This is a genomic window from Rhizobium sp. KNZ2-6A (assembly GCF_056755475.1).
Window position 1 is genome coordinate 137422 of record NZ_JBNDIC010000008.1, and the last position, 10137, is coordinate 147558.

A 10137-nucleotide genomic window follows, 5' to 3' on the forward strand; every position below is an offset into this window, starting at 1 on the left:
TTCACCTCGCCTGATATTGCTCGTCCGTCACATGCTCCAGCCAATCCACCACCTTGCCGTCGAGATTTTCCTGGATGGCGATATGGGTCATGGCTGATGTCGGCGAAGCGCCGTGCCAGTGCTTTTCGCCCGGTTCGAACCAGACGATATCTCCGGGGCTGATTTCCTCGACCGGGCCGCCTTCGCGCTGAGCGAGACCCAGGCCAGCCGTGACGATCAAGGTCTGGCCGCGCGGATGGGTATGCCACGCCGTTCTCGCGCCTGGTTCGAACGTGACGCTGCCGGCCGCCGCCCGGCGGGCGTCATTGGGAGCAAATAGCGGATCGATCCTGACCGTGCCGGTGAACCAGTCCGAGGGGCCTTTGCCAGAGGGCTGCGTACCGTTCTTCTTGATGTCCATGATGACGTCCTTCCTGAGATCAGCCGTGATGGCGCGTATGAGCTTAATTTAGCCCACGATTCTCGGAGCGGTAGAGGGGCGTTCACGCTTAGACTTATGAATGGAGACGATAAATCCCCTTCGAGTTGGAGGGTGCGGCAAGTGCCAAGGGTGACCGTGCAGCCGTGTTTATCTCGCCATCAGCGCACGGATGCTGCGATCTGCCGATTGCAGCAGTTCGAAGGCCTCGTAGCGCCGCTCATGCAAGGCTTTAACGGAGCCTTCAGCAGGCTCGAACCGCTTCGCCAGCCGTGACATTGCGGCCATGGCTTCGACGAGAGAGCCGCAATGCCCGCCGGCCGTAGCACCGAGCATGGCGGCACCAAGAAGAACGGGTTCTTCGGTATCGGCGACGGCGACCGGCCTGCCGGTTGTATCCGCCAGGAGCTGGCGCACCAGCCCACTCTGGGCAGCGCCGCCGCTGGCAATAATGAGATTGCAGGCAATGCCATCCTGAGCCAGCTTTTCGAGCAACTGCCGGAGGCCATAGCCGATGCCGCAGAGCCCGGCGACGTAGAGAGCGACGAGATCGTCGACTCCTGTTTCCAGCCCAAGGCCGGAGATGACGGCGCGCGCATCGGGATCGGCATAGGGCGAGCGGTTGCCGAGGAACTCGGGAACGACCTGGATGGATTGAGCGAGCTTCGCTGCATCGGAAGCGTTGTTGCTCGCATTCATGGCCTGACGGTCCAGCCAGGCGACCAACGAGAGACCTTCCGCCTCGGCCTTCCGACGAGCCTCTCCGGCAGCCGGATGCATCGTAACGAGATGATCGATCGCAGCCCCTGCCGCGGATTGGCCGCCTTCGGTCAGCCAGAGGCCGGGCACCATGGCCGAATAATAAGGGCCCCAGACGCCATCGACGAAAACGGCCCCTTCGCTCGATGCCATCGAGCAGGCGGATGTTCCGAAGATATAGGCGAGCCTGTTCCTGACATCGGCTTTACCATCCGGTCCCTTCCCGCCCAGCGTGCCGACACCGCCGGCATGGGCATCGATCAGCGATGCGCCGACCGGCGTGCCGACGGCAAGGCCAAGATCGCGGGCGGCAGCTTCGTTCAAGCCCTTACCCAGCGCGGCACCCGGCTCGACGATCTCGGTGCCGATCCGCACAAAGCCTTCGTCCGCCAGTTCGCCAAGGCCGATATCCTTGAAATATTGCGCATCCCAACGCTTCTCATGGGCGAGGTAGGTCCATTTGCACGTCACCGTGCAGACCGATCTCTGCAGCGAACCCGTCGCACGCCAGGTAAGATAATCGGCAAGATCGAAAAAGTGGTCGGTTGCCGCAAAGGATTGCGGCAGGTTTCGCTTCAGCCAGAGCAGCTTCGGCGTCTCCATCTCGGGTGAGATGCGACCGCCGACATAGCGCAGCACGGCATGGTCCCCTGTGTTGATCTCTGCTGCCTCTCCGGCCGCGCGATGATCCATCCAGACGATGATGTTGCGTTCGGCATCGCCCGATGGTCCGACGGCCACGGGCCGGCCATCCGCCTTGACCGCGACCAGCGAACACGTTGCATCGAAGCCCATGCCGGCAACGTCGCCGGCCGTGATCTTAGCCGTTGCGACTGCCTCGTTGACGCTATCGCAGACGGCCTTCCATATCTGCTCGCTCGACTGCTCGACGATGCTGCCGGCCTCGTGCCAGATGGTGATCGGCCGCTTGGCAGCGGCCAGCAGATGACCATGCGCATCGAAAATCCCCGCCCGGGCGCTGCCGGTGCCGACATCGATGCCGATGAAATGGGGTGCCGTCATCACAGATCCGTACTCAAGGGCAGGATCACCAGATCCCGGATTACGATGTTACGCGGTCTCGATAGCATGAAGAGCACCGCTTCCGCCACTTCCGTCGGCTCCATGAGGCCGCCGGCGGCAATCGCCTCATCGAGCTTTGCCTGCGGCCAGTCACTGATCAGCGCCGTCACCACCGGCCCCGGCGCCACCGCGCCGACGCGGATGCCATGCTTGGCGACCTGACGCCGTACCGTGTGCGTGAAGGCCTGAACGGCATGCTTCGACGCCGTGTAGATCGGCTCCCAGACCACAGGCACCAGACCGGCGATCGAACTCGTCATGATGATATCGCCGGTCTTGCGCTCGATCATATGCGGCAGCACCATCCGGACAGACCGGAAGGCCGCATTGATATTCAGATCGAGCATCCGGTCCCAGGCGTCGGGATCACCCTCCGCCACCTCGCCGCCGATATAGGCGCCGGCATTGGCATGAAAGATATCGAGTTTGCCGAATTTCTCGAGAATCTGCGGCATCATGGTTGCCACGCTCTCGGGGTTCAGGAGATCGACGACGACGGGAAAGGCGTTCGGCCCCAATTCGGCGCAGAGGCTCTTGAGGCTGTCTTCGGCCCGGTCGACGAGGGCGACACTGGCGCCCTCGTTCAATAGCGATTTGGCGCATTCCCGGCCAATTCCAGACGCAGCTCCGGTGATGGCGGCGACTTTGCCGGCAAAATCCTGTCTCATATCAATCCTTACCTTCTTGAAGAAATCAGCCGCGCCCATGCGAGGCACGGGAACGACGGGCCAGCGAGTCGACGATGACGGCAATGGCAAGAACTGCGCCTGTTATCATGTAGCGAAGCGCCGAAGACAGATCGAGCATGGTGAGGCCGCTGGCGATCGACTGAATGACGATGATGCCAAGCAGGGCGGAATAGGCGCTGCCCCGGCCGCCAAAGAGGCTGGTGCCGCCGATGACGGCCGCAGCGATCGCATTCAGATTGACGTCGCCGGTACCCGCCTGCTGGCTGGCGGACGCCAGGCGCGCCGCCGCCAGCACGCCGCCAAGGGCTGCGAACATGGCGCATAGAACGAAGGCGCTGGTATAGATCCGCCGCACATTGATGCCGGCGCGGCGCGCGGCCTCGCGATTGCCGCCAACGGCGGACATCGACCGGCCCCATTGCGTGCGCGTCAGCGCATAATTCATAACGATGGCCAGCACCACGAACAGGGCGAACATCCAGGGAATGCCGCGATCCTGATTGAGATAGAAGGCTACGAATTCCAGGGTGACCGTGATCACGGCCGCCTTCGCCAGCAGGCCGCCGACGGATGGCGCGGACAGGTTTGCCTGCTTGCGCCGCCGCACAGTGCCTAAGCCGGTAACCAGCATGACCGCACCCGGAATGAGCGCGAAGACATAGGCGAGCGGGCGGGGAATGACCAGCAACTGGCCGAAATTCACGACCGCCGAGCCATAGGGCAGATTGATCGAGCCGGTCGCGCCGAGGAGATAGAGCTGCATGCCGAGCACGGCGAGAAGACCCGCCAATGTCGCAACGAAGCTCGGCATACCGAGACGGTTGAACAGCACGGCATAGATGGCACCGATGATGCCGCCGACGACGAGCGCCGCCAGGATCGCCAAGGCCACCGGCCAGCCTTCGTTGACCCAGAGCATGCCGACCATGGCGGATGCGAAGCCGCTGATCGACCCCACTGAAAGATCGATCTCGCCGACCATCAGCACGCAGACGATGCCGAGCGAGATGATGCCGACGGTCGAGGCGTCGAACAGCAGGTTGGCGAGGTTGTTGCTGGAAAGGAAGGTCGGGTTGAGCGTGCCGAACACTGTCCAGATGATGACGAGGCCGACGACAACGGGCAGCGAGCCGAGATCGCCGGAGCGCACCTTGTCGATCGACGAACGGATCGTTGCCGCAAGCCCGGTTTCATGATTGACGCGCACGTCGCTGCGGTCGAGCAGCAGGGTGGATTGCTTGCCGTTCTCGCTCATGGCTGGCCCCCTTCTCTGAGTTCCTGTTGGGCCTGACGCCGCACGGCACGCCGCGACACGGCGTTTTCCGTCGCTCCGGTGATGGCGCTGACGAGTTCCTGATTTGACGTATCGGGATAGAAGATCCCGTTGTTGCGGCCGAGGCGCAGCACGACGATGCGGTCAGCAACAGCGCGCACGTCCTCCATGTTGTGGCTGATCATGATCACGCCGAGCCCTTTGTCGCGGACGCGTTCGATGAGGTTCAGCACTTCGGCTGTTTGAGCCACGCCAAGCGCTGCGGTCGGCTCGTCGAGCATGATGAGTTTTGGCTCAAGCAGCAGCGAGCGGGCGATCGCCACCGTCTGGCGCTGGCCGCCCGAAAGCGATGCGATCGGAATGCGCACGCTCGGGATGCGCGCCGCAAGCTCATTGAGCAAGGTCCAGGCGCGAACCTCCATGGCTGTTTCATCGAGCTTCATTGGGCTCAATTCCCGGCCGAGAAAGATGTTCGCGACGACATCGAGGTTCTCGCAAAGCGCCAGATCCTGAAAGACCGTGGCAATGCCGAGATCGAGCGCGGTCGCGGGATCGCTAAGCGTCACCTGCTTGCCGCGGAACGTGATCGTACCTGAACTCGGCTGGTGAACCCCGGCCAGAACCTTGACGAGCGTCGATTTGCCAGCCCCGTTGTCGCCGACAAGCGCCACGACTTCGCCGGCGTGAACGTCGAGGTTGATATCCGTCAGTGCCGAGACGGCGCCGAAGTGTTTGGAGATCCCATTGAGGCTGAGCACCAGCTCGCCCGATGGGGCTCTTTGATCGGAAGCGTCACTCATGACAAGCCACCTTCTCGGGTTGAAATACTATTGGTTTCCGGCCGCCGAAGCGGCCGGATCTGGATGAGCCAAGGCTCAGCTGCCGATACCGAGCTTCTTGCAGCCATCGGCATAGCGGTCGTTGCAGAGCTGTTCCGGCGTCTGGATCGGCTTGCCGTTGACGCTCTTATCGATGATCTCGGCCTTCAGGTTTTCGGACGTGACCAGAGCCGGTGTGAACAGCTTGGTCGGCGTGTCGAAGAGGTTCGTGTCGGCCTTCGGCGTCTGGCCGGACAGCAATTCGATCGCGACATTGGCAGCAGCTGCGGCGACGATCTCGCTCGGCTTGGAGATCGTGTTGTACTGGTCGCCGGAAATAATGAGCTGCAGGCCGGCGATCGTCGCATCATTGCCCGTCACCGGCGGGACCGGATCGAAACCGGCGGCCTTGAAGGCGGCCACTGCTGCACCACCCGTGCCATCATTAGCGGCAACGACGCCGAGGATCTTCTTGCCGAAACGGGTGATCTGGCCGCTTGCCCATTGCTGCGCCTTCGGCGGCGCCCATTCCGGCGTATCGAATTCCGCCAACACCGGATAGCCGCCGTCGGCCAGACCGGCATGGATGCCCTTCTTGATCAGGCCTGCGGCCGCATCGGTCGGCGAGCCGTTAATCTCGAGAAGGCCGCCGTCGCCTGCCTTCACGTTCTTCGCCTTCAAGTGATCGACCAGCGATTTGGCGATCATCTTGCCGATCTCTTCATTGTTGAAGGACACATAGTAATCGGCGGCAGCCGACGGGATCGGACGGTCATAGGCGATGACCTTCACACCCTGGCTTTGCGCCAGCTTCACCAGCGAAGCCGCTGCCGTGGAATCGACCGGGTCGAGCACGATCGCCTTTGCACCCTGGGAGATCGCCGAATTGAACTGCTGCTGCTGGCGCGAGGCGTCGCCATTGGCATTCTGGTAGATGACCTTGCAGCCGGCGCAGAGCTTCTTCATCTCCGCCTGGAAACCGGGGAAGTCGTGCTCTTCATAGCGTGTGGAGCTCTGGTCGGGCATCAGAAAGGCGACGGTCGCGTCCGTCACTTTGGCGGACTGCGCGAAGGCCGACGTGCCGGCCAGAAGACCGAGGCCAAGCGCCGCAACGCCAGCGATTTTCAGTGCGAAATGGGTCATTGGAATTTCTCCGTTCCAAATGGTAATGGTTTCCCTCGAGCATCGCGGCCTTGCGCACGCGATGCTCTTGTTTGTGTTCCTCCGACAAGGGTCACGTGACCCAATGCGGCGGCAATTTTGGACGAGCGTTCTCCTTCGGGCGACAGAGGTGCCCGTTCGCTTGCCCTGAATTTTGTCTCTCCTCCCTGTCCTCCCCTTTGTTAGGCGGCCTCCACCGCGCGTGCATGCTGTGCCAAGAGCGATCTGAAGCGGGAGGGCGCCATGCCCTTCTGATCCAGAAAACGCCGATTGAAGTTCGATATATTGTTGAAGCCTACTGCAAAGCAGATGTCGGTGATCGTCATGTCAGCCTTGCTCATCAGCAGATGGCAGGCGAAGTTGATGCGCAGTCGATTGACATATTGCACCAGTGCCATGCCGGTATGGCGGCGGAAGCTGCGCGAAAAGGCGCTTGGGCTCTGGCCGGTCAATTCGGCAAGATCGCATTCGCTGAACGGCTCGGTGAGGTGCGCATTGATGAAAGCCAGCGCCTGGTTGACGCCCGTGGACATGAAACCGGAAGGGTCCGGCTGATAGCCGGCGCTGGCGAGCGTACGCGTACCTTCGGCGCTGCTCATCGCGTCGAGAATATTCATGAAAAGCTCGATCCGGCGGATGCCCGATGCCTCGACGAGTTCGCCAAGGATCGGACCGACGATCGCGGCCGTCTTAGGCGTGAAGAGCGCGCCGCGCCGGCTTGTTTCCAGGATGCCCGTGCAAGCCGACAGCTCCGGGAAAACCTTGCTGGCATCGGCGAAGAAGGATTCGGAAAATTGCAGGACGCGGCAGCGCAGCGGCAGGGTGATACCGACAGGCACGTCGCTCACCCAATTATGCGGCAGGTTCGGTCCCGTCAGCACCAGATTACCCGGTTCGAACTCGCCGATGAAGTCGCCGATGAAATATTGCCCCGTCGTCGCGACGACGTGGTGGATTTCATATTCGGGATGGAAATGCCAGCGAACCGTGCGGTAGGGATAGCCGTGCTCCCAGGCCTTGAAGGATTCGCCGCTGCCGATCGCAACCACTTCCAAATCGGGATTCATCGGCTAGCCTCCTTTCATCCGTCCGCGTTGACTACGGTTACGGCGCCTCCTCCCAGAGGCCATCGCGTCTTCTATGTGGTAAACCTACCCCTCATAGCCGTCTGCCGCTACTACGCCTTGTACGCTCGACCGATACTTTTTTGACATGAAGGGTGGTTCGTTTGGTCAAATGTGCAATGCGGTATAGCCGACTGCATTGCCAGAAGATCTCTCCTCGACCGAAAGCGGGATCAATCGAGATCGTCGCGAATGCAGGCCTTGAACTGTCCCGGCGCAACCTCCCGCAATTGCGGAACCGCCATCGCACAGGCATCAAGAGCAGAGGGACAGCGCGTGCGGAAAACGCAGCCGCTCGGCGGATTTGCCGGGCTTGGAATATCACCCTTCAGGATTTGCCTGTTGGGCCTACGATCCGGGTCTGCCGTCGGAATGGCTGATAGAAGCGCGCGCGTATAGGGGTGGCGCGGTCTCGCGTAGAGATCGGCGCTCGCGGCAATCTCCATGATCCGCCCGAGATAAAGCACGATGACGCGGTCGCAGAGATATTCGACGACGGCAAGATCATGCGAGATGAACAGCATGGTGAGCGCCAGCCGCTGCTGAAGGCCACGCAGCAGATTGATGACCTGCGCTTGAATGGAGACATCCAAAGCCGAGACTGGTTCGTCGGCGACGAGAAATTCCGGCCCGAGCGCGAGGGCGCGCGCAATGCCGATCCGCTGGCGCTGGCCGCCGGAAAATTCATGGGCATAGCGATTGATGGCCTCTGCCGGCAAATCCACCTGTTCGAGTGCCGCCCGCGCCCGGTCCAACCGATCGAGGCGGCTACCGATGCGCTGGATCTTCAGACCCTCCGTCAGGATCTCGCCGATGGTCATGCGCGGCGACAAGCTGGCGAAGGGATCCTGGAAAATATACTGCATGCGCGGCCGCATGCGCCGGAGCTCACCGGCGCCGAGCCTGGTCATTTCGGTGCCGTCGAAGCGCACGCTGCCCGCCGATGGCTCGACCAGCCGCAGGATGGACCTGCCGATCGTCGTCTTGCCGCTGCCGGACTCCCCCACAAGCCCAACGACTTCGCCTTTGCCGATGTCGAAGGAGATATCGCGAAGAATGGCAAGCTTCGTGCCTCGGGACACATAGTCCTTGGCAAGATCGCGGATGGAGACGAGCGTTTCGACCATCTAAATCTCCCGCCAGCGGATGCAGCGGCTCGCATGGCCTGCGTCGACGGCATCGAGGGATGGCACCGCTTCGTTGCAGGCCTGGATCGCATGGGCACAACGCGGTGCGAAAGCGCAGCCGGAAGGCATTCGCGTCAGGCTCGGCACCATACCGGGAATGGCATAGAGCTGCTCGCCGGCCTGCCGCATGCGCGTGGCCTCGCCGAGCCGCGGCATGGAGGCCAAAAGGCCGCGCGTATAAGGATGCCTCGGATTGCGGAACACCGCTTCCGTCGGCCCCTGTTCGACGATCCGCCCGGCATACATGACGGCGATGCGATCGGCGATCTCCGCCACCACGCCAAGATTATGCGTGACAAATAGGATCGCCATGCCGCGCTCTCTCTGCAGACGCTGCAGGAGATCGAGGATCTGCGCCTGTATCGTAACGTCGAGTGCCGTCGTCGGCTCGTCGGCGATCAAAAGCACCGGATTGCAGGCAAGCGCCATGGCGATGGTGGCGCGCTGCCGCATGCCGCCAGACAATTCATGCGGATATTGCCGCACGCGGCGTTTGGCATCGGGAATGCCGACGCTTTCCAGCAGTGTGACCGCCTCGCGCATCGCGGTTGCGCGGTCTGCATTGCGGTGGATGCGGATCGGCTCGGCGATCTGATCGCCGATGGTCAGCACCGGATTGAGGCTCGACATCGGCTCCTGAAACACCATGCCGATATCGCCGCCGCGTATCTCGCGCATATGGCGGTCATCCAAGGTGGCGAGATCGCTGACGATGCCCTGCCGATCCCGCAACCTGATGGCGCCGGCCGCAATCCTCCCGACATTGCGCGTCAGAAGCCGCATCACAGAAAGGCTCGTCACCGATTTGCCCGAACCGGACTCGCCGACCAGCGCCAGCGTCTCGCCAGCGTCGATGGTGAGATCGATATCCCGCACGGCGGTCAGTTCGCCGCCACGAGTGCGGAAGACTGTCCTCAGTCCCTTGATATCGAGAACGGGTTGGGCAGCCGGCGTCATCATATTTAAAGCAGCCCCGTGTTCTTCAGGATCGCATCGATCTTGGCCGTTTCCTCGGCATTCAGTGCCGCGCGCGGCCGGGGCATGACAGCGGTATCGATGATGCCGAGGCTTTTCATGGCCGTCTTGAAGGCACCGATACCGGCCGCACCGCCGCTGACGCGGCCCTGCGCCACCCAGACGATCTCGAACAGGCGGCAAAGCCTCTCCTGCTCGCGCCGGGCTGCGGCCCAGTCACCGCGCTGGGCGGCATCCCACAGCCGGACATAGCCGTGCGGATCGACATTGGCGATGCCGGGCACCACGCCATGCGCGCCCATCAAAAGCGCGTTGTCGACGACGATCTCGGAGCCGGTCATCAGGAAGATGTGCCTGTGATCGGCAAGATCGAGCAGCGCATAACGGAAATTGCCATCATCGCCGCTGGAATCCTTGAGCCCGATTATGGTTCCCTCCTTGGCGAGCGTCACCACGGTCTGGCGCTGCAGCTTCACATGAACGCAGACCGGGATGTCGTAGGCGACGAGCGGCACATCGACGGCATCCCGAATATAGCGGAAATGGTCCAGTATCTCGGACTGACTGGTCACCGTGTAGAAGGGAGCGGTAACGACGACGGCATCAGCCCCGGCCTCTTTTGCGATTTTCGAATGGGCGACGACGCGGTC

Annotated in this window: 10 protein-coding genes; all 10 read right to left on the reverse strand. The window is 62.1% G+C overall.

Going from position 1 to position 10137, the window contains the following annotated elements; genetic code table 11:
- Position 1: 1 nt before the first annotated feature.
- Positions 2 to 400, reverse strand: coding sequence for a (R)-mandelonitrile lyase (locus ACPYOP_RS08375; protein ID WP_481409920.1), 399 nt, complete (start codon positions 398 to 400; stop codon positions 2 to 4).
- Positions 401 to 568: 168 nt separating this feature from the next.
- Entirely contained in the window at positions 569 to 2200 is a 1632-nt protein-coding gene (locus ACPYOP_RS08380) for an FGGY-family carbohydrate kinase (RefSeq protein ID WP_481409921.1), read from the reverse strand.
- A complete protein-coding gene (locus ACPYOP_RS08385) occupies positions 2200 to 2928 on the reverse strand; it encodes an SDR family oxidoreductase (RefSeq protein ID WP_481409922.1) in 729 nt (242 codons plus the stop codon). The genes ACPYOP_RS08380 and ACPYOP_RS08385 overlap by 1 nt, the downstream gene beginning before the upstream one ends.
- 25 nt (positions 2929 to 2953) lie before the next feature.
- The gene (locus ACPYOP_RS08390) at positions 2954 to 4204 is read right to left on the reverse strand and encodes a sugar ABC transporter permease (protein ID WP_481409923.1); all 1251 of its coding nucleotides are present in this window, start codon (positions 4202 to 4204) and stop codon (positions 2954 to 2956) included.
- Positions 4201 to 5022: an ATP-binding cassette domain-containing protein gene (locus ACPYOP_RS08395; RefSeq protein ID WP_481409924.1), complete on the reverse strand. Its 822-nt coding sequence runs from the start codon at positions 5020 to 5022 to the stop codon at positions 4201 to 4203. Before ACPYOP_RS08395 ends, ACPYOP_RS08390 begins: the two co-directional genes overlap by 4 nt.
- Before the next feature lie 75 nt (positions 5023 to 5097).
- Positions 5098 to 6183 (reverse strand): ABC transporter substrate-binding protein, encoded by a 1086-nt coding sequence (locus tag ACPYOP_RS08400; RefSeq protein ID WP_481409925.1) that lies wholly within the window; start codon positions 6181 to 6183, stop codon positions 5098 to 5100.
- Between the two features lie 200 nt (positions 6184 to 6383).
- Complete coding sequence (locus ACPYOP_RS08405) at positions 6384 to 7268, reverse strand: helix-turn-helix domain-containing protein (RefSeq protein WP_481409926.1); 885 nt, start codon at positions 7266 to 7268, stop codon at positions 6384 to 6386.
- Between the two features lie 230 nt (positions 7269 to 7498).
- Positions 7499 to 8452, reverse strand: coding sequence for an ABC transporter ATP-binding protein (locus ACPYOP_RS08410; protein ID WP_481409927.1), 954 nt, complete (start codon positions 8450 to 8452; stop codon positions 7499 to 7501).
- A complete protein-coding gene (locus ACPYOP_RS08415; protein WP_481409933.1) occupies positions 8453 to 9469 on the reverse strand; it encodes an ABC transporter ATP-binding protein in 1017 nt (338 codons plus the stop codon).
- A 5-nt stretch (positions 9470 to 9474) separates the two neighbouring features.
- Positions 9475 to 10137: dihydrodipicolinate synthase family protein (locus ACPYOP_RS08420; RefSeq protein ID WP_481409928.1), on the reverse strand; the 663-nt coding region annotated here is incomplete at its 5' end.